14 protein-coding genes and 2 riboswitches are annotated in these 16,288 nt (G+C 73.5%); of the genes, 3 read left to right on the top strand and 11 right to left on the bottom strand.

Annotated features, from left to right (window positions below; translation table 11 throughout):
* Window positions 1-103: 103 nt before the first annotated feature.
* A riboswitch (cobalamin riboswitch) is annotated at window positions 104-174 on the bottom strand.
* A gap of 136 nt (window positions 175-310) precedes the next feature.
* The 4 genes from ABZ573_RS19245 to ABZ573_RS19230 form a co-directional block, all read right to left on the bottom strand.
* Window positions 311-796, bottom strand: coding sequence for a hypothetical protein (locus ABZ573_RS19245; RefSeq protein WP_151455235.1), 486 nt, complete (start codon window positions 794-796; stop codon window positions 311-313).
* A 35-nt stretch (window positions 797-831) separates the two neighbouring features.
* Complete coding sequence (locus ABZ573_RS19240; RefSeq protein ID WP_358119545.1) at window positions 832-1,899, bottom strand: prenyltransferase/squalene oxidase repeat-containing protein; 1,068 nt, start codon at window positions 1,897-1,899, stop codon at window positions 832-834.
* Window positions 1,900-1,999: 100 nt separating this feature from the next.
* A riboswitch (cobalamin riboswitch) is annotated at window positions 2,000-2,132 on the bottom strand.
* Between the two features lie 75 nt (window positions 2,133-2,207).
* Entirely contained in the window at window positions 2,208-4,805 is a 2,598-nt protein-coding gene (rph, locus tag ABZ573_RS19235; RefSeq protein ID WP_151455237.1) for a rifamycin-inactivating phosphotransferase, read from the bottom strand.
* Window positions 4,806-5,018: 213 nt separating this feature from the next.
* Window positions 5,019-5,732, bottom strand: coding sequence for a hypothetical protein (locus ABZ573_RS19230; protein ID WP_151455238.1), 714 nt, complete (start codon window positions 5,730-5,732; stop codon window positions 5,019-5,021).
* A 196-nt stretch (window positions 5,733-5,928) separates the two neighbouring features.
* Here ABZ573_RS19230 and ABZ573_RS19225 point away from each other — a divergent pair, with 196 nt between their 5' ends.
* On the top strand, window positions 5,929-6,822 hold the full coding sequence (locus ABZ573_RS19225) for an SGNH/GDSL hydrolase family protein (RefSeq protein WP_151455239.1): 894 nt from the start codon (window positions 5,929-5,931) through the stop codon (window positions 6,820-6,822).
* Window positions 6,823-6,922: 100 nt separating this feature from the next.
* On the opposite strand, the gene ABZ573_RS19220 is transcribed toward ABZ573_RS19225, so the two are convergent.
* From ABZ573_RS19220 to ABZ573_RS19205, 4 genes are all read right to left on the bottom strand, one after another.
* Complete coding sequence (locus ABZ573_RS19220) at window positions 6,923-7,114, bottom strand: hypothetical protein (RefSeq protein ID WP_358119540.1); 192 nt, start codon at window positions 7,112-7,114, stop codon at window positions 6,923-6,925.
* 169 nt (window positions 7,115-7,283) lie between these two features.
* The gene (locus tag ABZ573_RS19215) at window positions 7,284-7,742 is read right to left on the bottom strand and encodes a hypothetical protein (protein WP_151455240.1); all 459 of its coding nucleotides are present in this window, start codon (window positions 7,740-7,742) and stop codon (window positions 7,284-7,286) included.
* Between the two features lie 3 nt (window positions 7,743-7,745).
* A complete protein-coding gene (locus ABZ573_RS19210; protein WP_358119537.1) occupies window positions 7,746-10,181 on the bottom strand; it encodes a nitrate reductase in 2,436 nt (811 codons plus the stop codon).
* A 253-nt stretch (window positions 10,182-10,434) separates the two neighbouring features.
* Window positions 10,435-11,148: a hypothetical protein gene (locus tag ABZ573_RS19205; protein ID WP_327028201.1), complete on the bottom strand. Its 714-nt coding sequence runs from the start codon at window positions 11,146-11,148 to the stop codon at window positions 10,435-10,437.
* A gap of 112 nt (window positions 11,149-11,260) precedes the next feature.
* Here ABZ573_RS19205 and ABZ573_RS19200 point away from each other — a divergent pair, with 112 nt between their 5' ends.
* A complete protein-coding gene (locus ABZ573_RS19200) occupies window positions 11,261-11,695 on the top strand; it encodes a hypothetical protein (RefSeq protein ID WP_327028202.1) in 435 nt (144 codons plus the stop codon).
* Window positions 11,696-11,723: 28 nt separating this feature from the next.
* Here the strand turns inward: ABZ573_RS19200 and ABZ573_RS19195 are convergent, their stop codons facing one another.
* Entirely contained in the window at window positions 11,724-12,515 is a 792-nt protein-coding gene (locus tag ABZ573_RS19195) for a TioE family transcriptional regulator (protein WP_327028203.1), read from the bottom strand.
* Between the two features lie 58 nt (window positions 12,516-12,573).
* On the opposite strand from ABZ573_RS19195, the gene ABZ573_RS19190 reads away from it, so the two are divergent.
* Window positions 12,574-13,803 carry an erythromycin esterase family protein gene (locus ABZ573_RS19190; protein WP_358119533.1) on the top strand — a complete coding sequence of 410 codons (1,230 nt, stop codon included), beginning with the start codon at window positions 12,574-12,576 and terminating at the stop codon, window positions 13,801-13,803.
* A 61-nt stretch (window positions 13,804-13,864) separates the two neighbouring features.
* On the opposite strand, the gene ABZ573_RS19185 is transcribed toward ABZ573_RS19190, so the two are convergent.
* Window positions 13,865-15,208 carry a PHB depolymerase family esterase gene (locus ABZ573_RS19185; protein WP_358119530.1) on the bottom strand — a complete coding sequence of 448 codons (1,344 nt, stop codon included), beginning with the start codon at window positions 15,206-15,208 and terminating at the stop codon, window positions 13,865-13,867.
* Between the two features lie 163 nt (window positions 15,209-15,371).
* The gene (locus tag ABZ573_RS19180) at window positions 15,372-16,268 is read right to left on the bottom strand and encodes a bifunctional helix-turn-helix transcriptional regulator/GNAT family N-acetyltransferase (RefSeq protein ID WP_151455247.1); all 897 of its coding nucleotides are present in this window, start codon (window positions 16,266-16,268) and stop codon (window positions 15,372-15,374) included.
* Window positions 16,269-16,288: the final 20 nt, after the last annotated feature.

Raw genomic sequence — 16,288 nt, 5'->3', positions numbered from 1 at the left:
GACACCCCGCTCGCGTGATGCGATGAGCGGGGTGGAACGGACCTCGGGTGGCCCGGACTTCACCCTGTAAACCTCGACAGTGGAAGCCGCTCGTCCCGGGCGAGGCATTCCGGCTCGCGAGGCCGGGGCCTCGCTCACGGTTGCGGGTCAGCGCCGGCTTCGAACCGGCTTCCCCCCACTCGGGACGTATGCAGTTGTGGACCGGCATGCACCGGGTGCCGACACCGTACCGCCCGCACGTCGCGCGACGCCAGGGGAGGTGGCCGGCACCCGGTGCACCACTGCGGTCACACCCGGTGTGCGGCCACGGTCAGGGCGCGGCGATGCTCGGCGGGGCGCCCGCGCCGAACGACCAGCCCTCGACGGTGCCCGGGGCCGGGTTGTAGCTGCTCGCGCCGGACGTGCTGTAGGACCAGGCGCCGCCGCTGGGGGCATGCCAGTACGACCAGTACGCCGTGGCGGGCGGGGTGTTGACGCACGGATCGGCCGCGGCGGTCGGCTTGCCGTTGATCCGGCAGACGAACGCCAGCCCCCAGCGCTGGGTGCCGGTCACCGTGAAGCCGGCGCCCTGGAGGGCGGCCAGCCCGGAGGCCGGGTCGCCCGGGGCACAGGCGACCTGGACGCCGCCGCCGAGCGCGGCGAAGTCGACCACGACGGTGACACCGGAGGTGCCGGTGCAGGCCGCGGCGTACCCGGCCCGGGGGGCGGGTTCGACGGCGGTGAGGGCGACGGCGGCGACGGCGGCTGCCAACAGGCCGGCGAGCCGGGTGCGGACGGTGGATCGGTGACGGAACACGGTTCCTCCTGGAATCGGTGGAGCGACGGGACGGGTCACGGGCAGGCGGGGACCGGTGCGCCCGGGGCGGCGCCGGCCGCGGACAGCCGGGCGTACCCGGTGCCGGTCAGGCCGAGGACAGCCTGGCCGGTGGCCCGGGCGGCGGTGCCGGGGTCGAAGGCGCCGCCGTCGAAGTCGACCGCGCCCCGGTCGGCCGGCGCCCCGGCGCAGCCGACCTGTAGTCCGGCGAGGAACACCCGCGCGCGGGCCCAGGCCAGCGGCCGGTTGCCGTCGCTCAGCGCCTGCGCGGCGAGGCCGGTGCTGTTGGCGTTCGGGATGCCGGCGGCGTTGGCGAAACCGCCGTCGGCGCGCTGCACCGACAGCAGCCAGCGCAGCCCGGCGGCGGCGTCGGACGGGCGGCCGGTGGACCGCAGCGCCTGCACCGCGAGCGCGGTGGCGTCCACGTCGGAGGCACAGACCGGTTGCGCGGGCAGCAGCGGGTAGCCGCCGTCCGGGCAGCGGGTGGCGGCCAGCCAGGCGGCGGCCGCCGGGGGCGTGCCCTGCGAGGTGCGGCCCAGGGCGAGCAGGGCGAAGGACTGGCTGAACGTGTTGCTGTAGTCCCCGTACGCCGACCGGTCGGTGAACCGGCCGGTGGGGGCCTGCAGCGAGCGCAGCCGGGTGATCAGGTCCACGCCGCCGACGTCGGTGGGGTCGCCGCCGCGTACCTGGACGGCGAGGGCGAGCTTGGCGGTCGCGCCCGCGTACGCCTCGGTCGCGCCGTCGCCGAGGTAGGCGTCGCGGATGTCCGGCCGGGTGACCCAGGCCAGCGCCCGGGCTCCCGGGTCGTCGGCGACGCCGGCGGCGGCGAAGGCGAACACCGCGTCGAGGGTGAGGCCCTGGTCGGGGTAGGTGACGCCGTCGAAGACGACCTCGAGGCGCTCGCCGGCGACGAGTTGCCGGGCCAGCCAGCCGGCCGCGGCCCCCGACCGGCCGACCCCGGCAGGCGAGGTGGGGGAGACGTGGGCGGATGCCGGCGCGGCGAGGGTGAGGGTGGCGAGGGTGAGGGCGGCGAGCACGCCGCGGAACAGGGTGAGCAGGCGGTGCCGGCTCAGGCGGACGACCATCGGAAGCGCCTTTCCGGCCCGGCGGTCGTCAGAAGCCCGGCCACCCGCCGCAGCGCGGGGGTCGACCGGGACTCCGACCCGTGGGCCACGACGGGTGGGGAGCGGATTCTGCGCGTACGTCGGGTATTCGGGCTCGCCGTCGGAGATGCATCTCGACGGCCTACCGTTGCGGGCCAGCGCCGGACTTCGACCGGACTTCCCCCGCACGCACGCGCGTTGGTTGAGTTGTGGCGCCAGTCTGGAGTGGAGGGACGCCCGATGTCAATGCGTGATCGCCCGCGCGCGTCCGGTCGCAGCCCCGTGGCCGGTCAGGACAGGATCTCGACGTAGCCGTCGGTGGCGTGCACGCGGATCCGCTGTCCGTCCCGGATCAGCCGGGTCGCCTGCGCCACCCCGACGAGGGCGGGCAGGCCGTACTCCCTTGCGACCACCGCCCCGTGGGTCATGAGGCCGCCCACCTCCGTCACCAGTCCCGCGATCGCGACGAACAGGGGTGACCAGCTCGGGTCGGTGTAGGCGGTGACCAGGATGTCGCCCGGTTCGAGGTCGGCCTCGGCCAGGTCCAGGACGACGCGGGCCCGCCCCTCGACGGTCCCGCCGGAAACCGGGAGGCCGACCAGCGCGCCGGTCGGCACGTCCTCGCGCCGGTACGCGCCGGCGATGCCCTCGCCCTCCGACGTGAGCACCCGGGGCGGGGTGAGCGTCCGGTACGACCTGAACGCGTCCTTGCGCCGCTGGATGAGCTGGTCGTCCACCTCGTGCGTACGCACGACGTCGTGGAGCTCCTGGAACGTGAGGTAGAAGATGTCCTCCGGCTCCGGGAGCACGTGGGCCCGCACGAGGCGCCCGGCCTCTCTCAGCAGGGCCTGCTTGTAGCTGAGGTAGCGGCTGACGATGACGTACTTCGGATACTCCCGGTACCCGATGAAGGTCCGGACCCGGTCGATCATCCGCTTCGTCTCCGCCGCCTTGCGCTCCCCGTCCGGCAGGGCCCGCAGGCGCTCCAGGACCTCCTGTTCCTTCCGCGCCGCCCGCTGGCGCCCCTGCGCGAAGCGCCGCTCGCGGGCGCCCGGCTCGAGGTTCCTGACGTTGTCGAGGATGAGGGGCACGAGCGTGCTGGGGCGCTCGTTCCAGCGCGGCCTCGTGATGTCGATCTCGCCCGCGCAGCGCATGCCGTACCTGTCGAGGTAGGCCCGGATGGCGTCGCGCGCTTCCCGGCCGCCCGGGAGCCGGGGCAGCTCGTCCACGAAGCCCTCGTCCTCGACCTCCCGCAGGAAGGCCACCACCTCCGGGTGCGGGCGGATGACGTCGGCGACGTCCAGCAGCGCCAGTCCCATCTCCGACGTGACGTTGTCGGGCGCGGAGAGCGTGAGCGTGTCGGCCGCGTTCTTCTCACCCAGCCACTCGTACAGCCTGTCGTTGAGCCACCACGTGGCCTCCATCCCCGCCATGATCGCCTGCATGCTCAGCGGATCGCCGAGGCCCCGCTTGTGCTCCTGGAAGGCCTCCAGCAGGAAGTCGAACAGCGCCGGCCCGGACTTCGTACGGATGTCGCGCCGCAGGGTGGCGAGGGCCGCCTGGCTGCGTTCGACCAGCTCGGCGACGATGGCCGGATCGGTCTCGATCGGGGCGGGCGCGCCGCCGGCGGGCGGCCCTGCCGGCCCTTGGTCGGGGAGCGACGGGACGAAGTCGCCGCGGCCGAGGACGGTCTCCAGCGCGTCCCTGATCAACGGATCGGACCGCCCCACCATCTCCAGAAGGCCGGCGCGGCTCGCGGGCGCGGCCAGGCGCCCGGTCACGTCGACGAACAGCCTCCCGCCGGCCTCGTGCATCGGCGCCATGGCCGTCAGCTGCCACATGGAGATCCCCAGGGGCTTCATGGGGTCCGTCATCATCTGCTGGTGACCGACGGAGACGTAGACGTGGTTCGCGCCGTCGCCGGTTTCGGGGATGGGGAACAGCGTGGTGATCGGCCGGCTCTGGACGATCTGGAAGTCGTCGTCGACCAGGCACCACTCGATGTCCTGGGGGTGGCCGAAGTGGGCTTCGATCCGCCGGCCCAGCCGCACCAGCCGTACGACCTGCGCATCCGTCAGGGCCGGCTGCTCCTGCCGCTCCGAGTCGATCGCCTGTTGCCTCGTCCCGCCGGCCGGCAGGGCGTGGATGGCCAGTCGCTTGGCGGCGATCGCCTTTTCGACGATCTGACCGTCCCGCACCCGGTAGGCGTCGGCGTTCACCAACCCCGAGACGAGGGCCTCGCCGAGGCCGAAGCTCGCCTCCACGACAGCGACCTTCCGGTGGTGCGTGACGGGGTCGGCCGTGAACAGGACGCCGGCCGCCTGCGGGAAGACCATCTTCTGCACGACCACGGCCATGTGGACCGTGCGGTGGTCGATGCCGTTGCGTCGACGGTAGGTCACGGCCCGCTCGGTGAAGAGCGAGGCCCAGCACCGGCTGACGTGCTGGAGGACCGCTTCCTGCCCCACCACGTTCAGGTACGTGTCCTGCTGGCCCGCGAAGGAGGCCGTCGGCAGGTCCTCCGCCGTCGCGCTGGACCGGACGGCACAGGCAGCCCCCTCGCCGAGCCGGGCGAGGGCCCGGACGATCGCCGCCGCCACGTCGTCCGGGAGGACGACCGCTTCGATGGCCCGTCGGATCTCCGCACCGAGCGCGCGGATCGTCTCCCGGTCGTCCGGGTCCAGGCGCGACAGCCGGTCGAGCCGATCGTCGATCGACGGCGCTTCGGCCATGATCCGCCGGAAGGCGTCCGTCGTCACGCAGAAGCCAGCCGGCACGCGGATGCCGTCGACCCGCGACAGAGCCGCCAGGTGCGCGCCCTTGCCGCCGACGGAAGCGACCTGCGCGTCGTCGACCTCGTGGAGGTCGCACACGTACTGCTCGATCATCGCGACCCCTCCGAGGCAGCCGGCATCCGTCGCGACAACGACACTCGCACGTCGTGCCCCGCTTCTTCGCCGGTTTCCGGTTCAGCGGACGATTCTGCGGCAGGACACGGGTCTTGCGGCAAGCCCTCCAGCCCGATATACGTTGAAGCGGGACAGTTCTCTTCGCGGTTGTCCGCTGCGACCGAAGTGGCGCGATCACCCGCCGCGATGTCCTCAGGCCAGCAGTTGCTCGCGCATCCTGGCGCCCGGGTTGAACCCACCCACCACCCGAGGGCTGGCCGGATCGTGCACGTCGAGGGTGTTGTTGCGGCGCATGAGCTCACGGACCGGAGGTGGCAGCCGGGGCGGGTCGTCCATGGCTGCGAGGATCTGTCCGGCGCTCGTGATCAGCCTGTCGGCGAGGGCGGCGGCGTCGGTGTCCACCCGCACCCGGCCGTACTCCCAGCCGGCGGTGGTGAGGTCGAGCACCTCGAACACGCGGGTCACGAGAGGACTCGGGTCGGTCACCCGGTCGAGCCGGGCCGCCTGGCCGCCGAGCACCGCGACGGCGGCGGCCACCTGCGCGTACGGGTGCAAGCCGCTCGGCAACGCGAACAGCGGCCAGCGCAGGGCCCGGCCTGCCTCCATCCACAGCGGCCGGTAGTTGCGGCGGTGCACCAGGAGCCGCCGGCCCGTTCGTCGGTGGACGTCCTGGGCCTGGGCCTGTAGGTCCACGTAGGCCTCGTCGGCGACCTGGCTCACGATCCGGGCCGCCACCACCACGCCGTCGTCGTCGTTCAGCATGCCGGCGACGGCCTCGACCTGCTCGGGGAACCGGAGCTGCGCGTGGGCGCCGTACCGGTGCTGGACGTCGCGTAGCAGAGCCTGCTGCCGTTCCGGATCGAGCTGGACCCGCCCGCCGCCCAGCAGTCGCTGGAGCCAACGCATTTCGCCTCGTTTCAGCAGAGCCGTCCCGGACTGCGGCAATGCTAGTGCGTCGGACCTTCCCGCGCGCGGAAGGGGTGGCCGAGCCGCCGTCGCGTTCCGCCCGACGGCCCGTGGCAACAATGGCCGTCGATATTGACGTGCGACGACGGCGCGGACAGAATCACGGCACCCACCATGATCCCCGCTGGGAGATGCCATGACCCGTCCCCGCCTGCCGTTCCTCCGGGCCGCCAGCCGGCTGGCCGCGTTCGCCGCGGCCACCGCCGGTGTGCTGCTCACCCTCGCCGCACCGGCCAACGCCGCCGCGCCCACCGGGCGCTACGTCGCGTTGGGTGACTCGTACACCTCCGGCCCGCTGATCCCCACCCAGGTCGACCTGAACTGCCTGCGCTCCAACCGCAACTACCCGTCGCTGGTCGCCGCCTCCGTCGGCTCGTCGGCGCTCGCCGACGTGAGCTGCTCCGGCGCCACCACCGAGGACATCCTCGTCGGCGGCAGCGGCGCACTGGGCATCTCGTTGCCGCCGCAGCTCAGCGCGGTCACCCCGGACACGACACTGGTCACCGTGCAGATCGGCGGCAACGACATCGGCTTCTCCGGCATCATCACCGACTGCGCCGAGGCGAGCCTGAGCAGCCCCCTCGGGTCTCCGTGCAAGAACCGGTACACCGCCGGTGGCGTCGACCAGTTGCAGGCTAGGATCGCCGCCACGGCGCCGAAGGTGACCGCCGTGCTGCAGGCCGTCCACCGTGCCGCGCCGGGCGCCCGGGTCGTGGTGCTCGGCTACCCGGCGATCGTGCCGGACAGCGGCTACGGCTGCTGGCCGGTGGTCCCGATCGCCTACCAGGACGTGCCGTACCTGCGCGGCGTCCAGAAGTCCCTGAACGGGATGCTCGCCAGCACCGCCGCCGCGAACAACGCCACCTACGCCGACGTCTACGCCCCGTCGGTCGGCCGCGACACGTGCAAGAGCAGCGGCACCCGCTGGGTCGAGGGGCTGGTCCCGCAGAACGCCGCCGCCCCCTTCCACCCCAACGCCAGGGGCGAGCAGGGCATGGCCAACGCGCTGCTGGCCAGGCTGAACAGCTGACCGACGATTCCCATCGCCGGCGCGACCTGACCCGACGAGACACCGGCCACCCGCCCCACCGCCCATTCGGCGGCGGGACGGGTGGCCGGTGCCGGGCGAATCAGCCGACGGCAGGGTCCCCGGCTCCCGCCGTCGGCACCACCAGGTCGAGCAGGTCGCCCAGGGCCCGGACCGCGGTGACGGCGGCGTACCCGTCGGCGAGCCAGGCCAGGTCGGTGCCGGGAACGCGGCGGGCGCCGTTCTCCTCGAGGGCCGTACGGACGTAGCCGTGACCCCTCTCGGCGACGGCCACCTGCACCTGACCGAACGGGGCGAGGGCAGCCTGGCGCAGTCCGGCGACCCCGTTGGCCGGCCGGTGCCGGGGCGAACACCATCACCTGTTCATCCATCGCCACCTACTGCCCCGCGACGGCCCCGCCAATCGGGCGCAGGGTCGCGATCTGGGGGCGGGTCGGCGGCGGTCAGTCGGCGACGACGAGCGCCTGGGGCGCGGCGGCCTTCATCCGGGTGCGCAGCCACTTGAGCTGGATGGCCGTCTCACCCTCGCAGCGTCGTACGAGCGCGAGCAGGTCCTCGTCGCGCGCGCCGTAGGCGGCCTGGCCGACGACGGTCCAGGCGATGTCGCACTCGGCGGCCATCAGGTAGAGGTCCTGCAGGTCACGCAGCAGGCCGATGCCGCCGGTGCGGGTGCCGGTGAACAGCTGCGAGTGCAGCCGGTCGGGTTCGGTCGGGGCGTCCTCGGCGTAGCGGGCGGCGAACGGGCGCAGGCCTTCGGCGTGCGCGTCGCAGCGCTTCGCCTGTCGCTCACACAGGTGGCGGATGTCGGGTTCCTCGGCGTGCGCGTCGGCGACCTGCCGGAACGCGCCGGCGAGGTTGACCTGGGCGCGGTGCAGCAGGCCGAGGTAGTGGGCGAGGTGCACGGGTCACTCCTTCCCGCTGGTGGCCTGCGCCGCCGGTCCACCCGCGGTCGGGGGGATGCCGGCGTCCGGGGGCGGCGCGCTGCCGCCGACCGTCGGCGCCGGTGCGGGTACGCCGCGGCCGTCGGCGAGCTTCTCGACCGCGACGGCGGCCACCTTGAAGAGGGGCTGCTTGGAGACCGGGTCCCAGGCGGTGACGGTCAGCTCGTTGGCGGCGCGGGGTGTGCGGTCGTGCGGGTCCTGGTCGAAGTAGCCGTAGTGGAACGGCAGGAACACCACGCCGGGGCGGATGCCGCAGAGGCGGGCGCGGGCCTGGATGCCGCCACGGGCCGAGGCGACGCCGACCAGGTCGCCCTCGGCGATGCCGAGCCGGGCCGCGTCGGCCGGGTTGAGCTCCACCCACACGTCCGGCGCGGCCCGGTCGAGCTGTGGGGCCCGGCCGGTCTTGGTGCGGGTGTGGAACTGGTAGACGGTGCGGCCGGTGGTCAGCAGCATGGGGTGTTCGTCGTCGGGCACCTCGGGGGAGGGCTGGTAGTCGACGGTGTGCAGGAACGCCCGCCCGCCCGGCTCCTTGGCGCGGTACTCCGGCTCGGTGAACTCGGCGCCGGTGGCGAGGTCGTGGCCGTACGTCTCGCAGTGGTCGGGGTCGGTGGGGAAGCGCCCGTCGGTGTAGAGACGCTCGGTGCCGTCGGGGCGCTCGTCGGTGCAGGGCCACTGGACGCCGGAGCCGCCGCGCAGCTTGGCGTAGGTGATGCCGGTGTAGTCGCACGGCCGCCCCCGCGAGCACTCCTTCCACGCCTCGAACACCTCCTCCGGTCCGGTCCACCGGATCAGCGGTTGCCCGTCGCGGTCCCGGAAGTCCATCCGCCGGGCGTAGTCGAGGAAGATGTCCAGGTCGGGACGGGCCTCGCCCGGTGGGTCGACGGCCTTGTCGGAGATGTGCACGGTGCGGTCGACGCTGGTGAACGTGCCGGTCTTCTCGCCCCAGGTGGCACCGGGCAGCACCACGTCGGCCAGCTCGGCGGTCTCGGTCAGGAACAGGTCCTGCACCACCACGAACAGTTCCGGCTTCGCCAGGACGCGCCGGATGCGCGACAGGTCGGGCAGGGACACCGCCGGGTTGGTGGCGCTGATCCACAGCAGCTTGATCGAGCCCTGCTCGGCGTACCGGAAGATCTGCATGGCGTGCGTCGGGGGCGCCCAGTGCGGGATGACGTCGACGTCGACGTTCCAGAGCCGGGCCAGTTCCTCGATGTGCGCGGTGTTCTCCCAGTTGCGCAGGCCCGGCAGGTCACCGTCGGCGCCGGTCTCCCGGGTGTTCTGCGCGGTGGGCTGGCCGTTCATCTGGTAGATCCCGGCGCCGGGGCGGCCGATCATGCCCCGGATCAGGTGCAGGTTGTTGACGCCGCAGGCGGCGGCGGTGGCCTGGTTTGACTGGTAGAAGCCCTGTAGCACCGTCGACAGCAGCCGCTGCGAGGTGCCGAGCAGCTCGGCGGCGCGTTCCACGTCGGCGGCCGGCACGTCGCAGATGTCGGCGACCCGCCGGGGCGGGTAGCCGTCGACGATGCGGCGCAGCTCCTCGAAGCCGAGGGTGTGCGCGTCGACGTAATCGCGGTCGTACCAGCCGCGCCGGATGATCTCCCGGAGCAGGCCGTTCATCAGGGCCATGTTCGTGCCGCTGCGCACGGCGAGGTGCAGGTCGGCCTCCCGCGCCACCGGGGTGGCGCGCGGGTCGACCGCCAGCATCGCCGGCGGGTTGGGGCCGCGCCGCCGGTCCAGCATCCGCATCCAGAGCACCGTCTGGGTCTCGGCGACGTTGTGGCCCCACAGGGCGATCGCGTCGCAGTGATCCACGTCGGTGTACGAGCCGGGCTGCCCGTCGGTGCCGAAGCTCGCCTTCAGAGCGGCGGCGGCGGTGGCGGTGCAGAGCCGGGTGTTGCCGTCCATGTGCGGCGTGCCCAGCCCGGCCTTGCCGATCACGCCCAGCGTGTAGTACTCCTCCAGGAACAGCTGGCCGGTGGTGTAGAAGCCGAAGTGCCCCCACCCGCCCGGACCGTCGAGGAGTTCCTTCGACCGGGCCACGATCCGGCCCATCGCGGTGTCCCAGTCCGTCTCGACCAGCCGGCCGCCCTCGCGCACCAGCGGCCGGGTCAGCCGGTCGGGGCTGTGGTTGGCCTGCCACCCGTACAGGTCCTTGGGGTCGAGCCGGCCCCGGTTGATCCGGTCCACCGCCCGGCCCCGTACCCCGACGATCCGGCCGTCGGCGACCGCGATGTCCAGCGCGTCGCCGTTGGAGTGCAGCACCGACGCCGACTGCACCCACCGGTCCACGTCCGCCTCGGTACGCCCGTCGGCCAGATAGCGGTCCACCCGCACCGGCCACTCCTGCCCCGGCCCGTACGGGGTCCGTTCACCCCACGGGTCGGCGATCCGGTCCACCATGACGCGCTCCCTTCTCCCGGGCCTCGGTCGTCACATCCGTCCCGCCGTCAGCAGGCGCACCGCATCCGGCCCACCCCGGTCCACGCCCCGGGCCGCCGACCGCCCACCACCGGATCCGGCACCGTCGCGCCCGCCTCCTCGCCTCGCCCCTATGAGCATGTGGCGATACCCCGGACCAGCACGCCGAACCGGACCGAGAGCACCGGTTCGGGTGTCCGTGCCGGCCGGAGGCCGTGACGGGGGCCGGTGGCGCTCAGTCGCCCGGGCCCGCGGGCGCGGCGCCGTTGTCGACGAAGTCGAAGCTCAGGCCCTCGCCGGCGGCCCCCTCGCCCACCCGTTGAGCCACCAGGCCCTGCCTGTCGGTCGCGCGGAGGCGGACCTCGCCCTCGCCGCTGATGGTGTAGGTCGGGCGGCCCTGGCTCTTCTCCCGCGTCTTCTCGATGGTGAACAGCTGGCCGGCCCGGCCGGCGTCGCAGGCGGCGGCCACGACCGTCGCCGGGGCGCTGCCGTTGTCGCGCAGACCCATGCAGTCGGGCTCGCCGCCGCTGTGTGCCTTCGCGGTCCGGATCTGGTAGCGGTTGTCGCCGGCGGGAAGCAGCACGAACAGGCTCTTGTCCGTGTCGCCGTCGGTCAGGTTCAGCCGGCCCTTGGCGTCGACCGCCAGGATCGACTCGAACGACCCGACCGGCCGCAGGACGATCTGCCGCTCACCCCGCATGATCGGGTCCGCGTCGTCGGGCGCCCCGGGGCCGGTCGTCTGCGCGCCGCCCGCAGGGCCGGAGCCGGTGGGCGAGGGCGTGCCCGCGGTCCCGCCGTCGGGTGCGGGGGTCACCGGCGAGGCGGTGGGCTCCCCGGTCGTGGGAGCCGTCGAGGCGCAGGCCGGCATGGACGCGGCGACACCGACGGCAAGCGTGGCCGCGACGGCGGCCCGACGGACGACCGTGGCAGGGGACGACAGGTTCGGCATGGCCAACTCCTCAAGTCGATCTCCACGAGCCTAATCCGCCCCCGCGCACCGCGCAGAAGTCGTACCGCCGCAGGGGTCTGGGCAGGGCCACGAGGGTGGCTAGCATCTGCGCATGACGTTCTGGGTGCACTACGTGGTCCCACCCGGGGTGGCCGCCGGGGGCATGCTCGTGCCCCCGGGCGACGACGTCCTCGTCTTCGCCCAAACGGTCGAGGTGGGCGGGCGGGACCGGACCGTCGAGTTCTCCGTCCTCGCCGCCGGCGACGGGATCCAGGTCGCCACGGACATCGACTGCACCGCGTTGCTGCGGGGACGGGCCGAGGAGGTGGCCGTCGTCCGCGCCGTGGACGGCCTGGTGCTCGAACACGCCGCACAGGCTGTCCGGATCCACGAGCTGCTGCTGCACAGGTGGTACGAGGTCAGTTCGGCGTCCCACCGGGCGTCGCTGGAAGCGCTCCGGCGATGGCTCACGGCTCACGACCGAGCGGGCGACTACTGGCAACTGCTCGTACGGCCAGGCGACCGGGCAGCGGGTGACCCCGTCTGAGTGGCGGCGACGCCCGCTCGGGTGACGATCAGCGGGAGCCACCCGGTGGCTGGATCGGATCCGTGGCCGGTGAGGCGGTGCCGGGGGCGCTCGGCCTGTCGCCGGGCGGGACCGGTCGGCAGTTGAGGTAGGCGTCCAGGGCGGCGGCGCCGGTCAGCATGGCACGGCTGCGGGCAGCGAGGCGGGCGCGCCAGTCGCGCAGCATCGACCCGAGCGGCGCGACGCCCCCGGCGGAGCGGACCTGGGCGATCAGCGGGGCGATCTGCGCCAGCAGGTAGCCACCCCGCCTGAGCTGGTGGGCCAGCCGGGCGTCGCGCACGTCGGCGGCGCTGTAGACCCGGTAGCCCGTCTGCGGGTCGCGGCGCGGCTGGAGCACCCCCGCGCGTTCCCACTTCCGAAGGGTGGCCGGGCGGATGCCGAGCCTTCTCGACAGGGGACCGACGAACGTGTTGCTCCGTCCCTGCGGCACCGGATCGAGGTCACCGACAGCGGCTTCGGCGGCCTGAAGGGTGCGGCGGTCGTCGAGCAGCTGCGCGTGACTCTCGTCGACGAGCCGGAGGGCGTCCTCGGTCGCGCCCCGGTTGACCGCCTGCATGATCGATGTGGCGGTCGCATGCCCGTGTCCGGGCACGAGGGCGAGGAACGCGCGCAGTGCCTGCGCGTGCAGCGCCGTGTAGGTGCGGTAGCCGTGCGGGGTGCGGTCCGCGGCCGGAAGGATGCCGGCCGCCTCGTAGTTCCTGACCGCCTGCGTCGACAGGCCGTGCGCGCGCGCCAGATCGACCGGCCTGAGCCTGCCACTGCTTTGAGGGTTTGGCGTCATGTTCCTGCCGACATCAGGGAGAAGTTTGCACCGTCGGTTCAACGATACCGTTGAGGGCATGACTGCTGGTATCGCAGACGCCGCCCGTGCCGTCGACCCCGCTGCCGTCATGGGGTTGCTCCCGGGCAGGCCGCGGCTGCTCGCCCTGGGCGAGCCCACCCACGGCGAGGACGCACTGCTCGACCTGCGCAACGAGCTCTTCCGTCAACTCGTCGGGCAGGAGCACTACCGGACGATCGCGATCGAGAGCGACTGCATGATGGGGCTGGTCGTGGACGACCACGTCACCTCGGGCACCGGCGTCCTCGACGACGTCATGGAGCGCGGGTTCAGCCACGGGTGGGGCGCCTTCGCCGCCAACCGCGAGCTGGTGCGCTGGATGCGCGCGTACAACGACGGGCGGCCCCCGGCGGAGCAGGTGCGGTTCGCCGGGTTCGACGGCCCGCTGGAGATCACCGGCGCCGCGAGCCCCCGGCAGGCCCTCACCGCGCTCCACGCCTACCTCGCCGCCCGGGTCGACGCCGACCTGCTTCCCTGCGCGGCGGAGACGCTCGACCACCTGCTCGGCGCCGACGAGCGGTGGACCAGTCCCGCCGCCATGATGGACCCCTCCCGGTCCGCGGGGCGCACGCCCGACGCCGGCCGGCTGCGGCTGCTCGCCGACGACCTGGTGGCCCTGCTCGACGCGCAGACGCCACACCTGATCGGGGCGTCCACACCGGAGGACTGGCACCGGGCACGCCTGTACGGGCGTACGGCCGTCGGCCTGCTGCGCTACCACCACGCGATGGCCGACCCGTCGCCGAGCCGCATGGCGCGGTTGCTCGCCGTGCGGGATTCGATGATGGCCGCCAACCTGCTCGCCATCGCCGGACGAGGGCCGGCACTGGTGAACGCCCACAACGGCCACCTCCAGCGGCACAGGAGCAGCATGCGGATGGGCGGACTGCCGGTGCAGTGGTGGAGCGCCGGCGCGATCGTCGGCGCCCACCTGGGGGAGGAGTACGCCTTCCTCGCCACGGCCGTCGGCACGATCCGCCACCAGGGAGTCGACGCCCCGCCGCCGGACACCGTCGAAGGGCTGCTGTACGCGCTGCCGGCGGAGCGTCACCTCGTCGACGCCCGCCGACTGGCCGCCGCCCTCGCCGGCATGACGCCCGCCGCCCGGGTGTCGCCCTGGTTCGGCTACGCCCCGCTCGACCCGGCCCACGTGGCCGACACCGACGGGATCCTGTTCGTCAGGGACGCCGGGCGGGGCCAGGCCCCGCCAGCGTCCGGCAACGACTGACCGGCACTGGTCCGCGCCTGCCGCCGGGGCGGCGCCGGGGGCCGGCGCCGCCCCGGCCGGTTCAGGCGATCGCGCAGGTGGCGCCGTTGAGGGTGAACGAGGCGGGCCGTCCCGTGTCGCCGGTGTGGGTGGCCTGGAAGCCGACGCTGACCGACGTGCCGGGCGCGATGGTGGCGTTGTAGGAGACGTTGCGGGCGGTGACCGCGCCGCTGGTCGGGGCGTACGTCGCGTTCCAGCCGTTGGTGATGCTCTGGCCGGAGGGCAGCGTGAAGGCCAGCGACCAGCCGTCCACCGTCGTGGTGCCGGTGTTGGTGACGGTGACCGAGGCGGTCAGGCCGGCGTTCCAGGCGTTGACGGTGTAGCCCACCCGGCAGGCGCCCGGCGCGGGCGGGGGAGTGCTGGGCGGGGGAGTGCTGGGCGGCGGGCTCGTCGGCGGCGGTGTGGTGGGGGGCGGGGTGGTGGGCGGCGGCGTGGTGGGGGGCGCGGCGGTGTCGAGCCCGAAGAAGCGGATCGCCTGCGCGGCGTCGACCGGCAGGTTGTGCGACACCCCCTGCATGCTGATCGCCTCGACCGGCGCCCGGTCGCCGCTGCCGCCGTAGCGGGTGCGGGTGTAGCCGGCCTGCGGGCTGTCGGTGTACGTCGGCGTCTGGCTCAGCCCGTGCACGTCGGTCCACTGCTTGACCTGCTCGCCGAAGTTCGGGTAGCGCAGCACCTCGTCGTTCGTCCCGTGCCACGTCTGCATCCGGGGCCGGCGTCCGGTGTAGCCCGGATAGGCGTTGCGGACCAGGTTCCCCCACTCCTGCGCGGTCCTGGTGACCTGGCCGTTGGCGCACTCGCTGTTCCACTCGGAGCCGTTGGTGGTGGCGAAGCAACCGAAGGGGACCCCGGAGAACGCCGCCCCGGCGCTGAACACGTCGGGGTAGAGCCCGAGCAGGACGTTGGTCATCATCGCGCCCGACGAGATGCCGGTGGCGAAGATCCGGTCGGGGTCGACGGCGTAGCGCTGCCGGACGTGGTCGACCATCGACTTGATGCCCACCGGGTCGCTGCCGCCGTCGCGGCGCAGCGCCTGCGGGGAGGAGACGTCGAAGCACTGGCTGCTGCGGGTCACCGACGGGTAGACGACGATGTAGCCGTACCGGTCGGCGAGCGCCGCGTACTGGGTGTTGGCGTACATGGCAGGGCCGGTGCCGGTGCAGTAGTGCACCGCGACCAGCAGCCCCGGCCGGGGCGCGACGGAGTCCGGCACGTACAGGTACATGCGCAGGTTGCTCGGGTTGGGGCCGAAGCTCGTCACCTCGGTCAGGGTCGCGGCGGACGCCGGCGGGGCGACCGCCACCGCCGCCAGGGCGGTCAGCGCGGCGGCGGCCAGGGCGGCGCCCAGCACTCGGAGTCTGGTCCTCATGGATGGTTCCTCTTCCGCAGACGGTGGACAGGGCGGGGTTCCGATCGAGGGCTGCCCGGCTGCCCGATCACGTCCGGCTCAGGAACATCGACAAGTATCTATTAATATGGAGAGTCCGGCAAGTGCCGGCCGGGCGCGACCTGCCGTGCTGTCCCTCGCGCCGTCACCGTGCCAGGCGCTTCTCGAACCAGTGGTGGGCGTACGGCTCGGCGTTGTACGCCTCGATCTCGCGGTAGCCGGCCGCCCGGTACATCGCGATCGCCTCGGTGAGGTTGCGGTTCGTGTCCAGCCGGACGGCGCTCCAGCCCCGCTCGGCGGCGTGGCGTTCCAGCTCGCTCAGCATCCGCCGCCCGAGCCCGAGCCCGCGTACGGCGTCCGCCACCCAGACCCGCTTGATCTCGGCGGGCGCGTCCCGGTGGAGCTTCACCGCGCCGCAGCCGACCGGCTCGGCGTTGAGGGTGGCGAGCAGGAACACTCCGGCCGGGGGAACGAGTTCCTCGTCGTGGACCGGGTTGCTCCGGGCCGGGTCGAACCCGCCGTCGAAGCGCCGCGCCACCTCCCGGGCGTAGGCCCGTACGCAGGCGCGGGCCCGCGGGTCGCCGGGCGGGCAGGGCGCGATCAGCACCATCGACGCGACGAGCAGCCGTTCCACCTCGGCCATCGCCGCGACGAGCCGCTCGCGGCGTCGCCCGGTCAGCGGGGCGAGGATCGACCGGGCGAAGTCGTCGGAGCGCTCGTCGAGCTCGGTCCACTCGGCACGGCCGGCGGCGGTGAGCGTGGCGACCCGGACCCGCCTGTCCCCGCCCACCTGGTCGGACGGCCCGACGGTGACGAGCCCGTCGCCCTCCAGGGCGCGCAGGAGGCGGCTGAGGTGCCCCGAGTCCAGCCCGAGCCGGGACCGCAGCGCCGCGACCTCGGCGCCGCCGGGGCCGATCTCCCACAGCAGGCGGGCCTGGGCGAGGGGACGGGCGCGCGCCATGTACTCGTCGTCGAGCGCCCCCACCCGCTGGGTCACCGTCCGGTTGAACCGCCGCACGGCGGCGATCGACTCCGCTTCCATGAAACCTGACCTTAGTCAGC

The sequence above is a fragment of the Micromonospora sp. NPDC007220 genome (assembly GCF_040634035.1).
Classification (GTDB): Bacteria; Actinomycetota; Actinomycetes; order Mycobacteriales; family Micromonosporaceae; genus Micromonospora; species Micromonospora reichwaldensis.
Note: the sequence above shows the minus strand (reverse complement) of the source record. Positions and strands in the feature narration are given on the sequence as shown.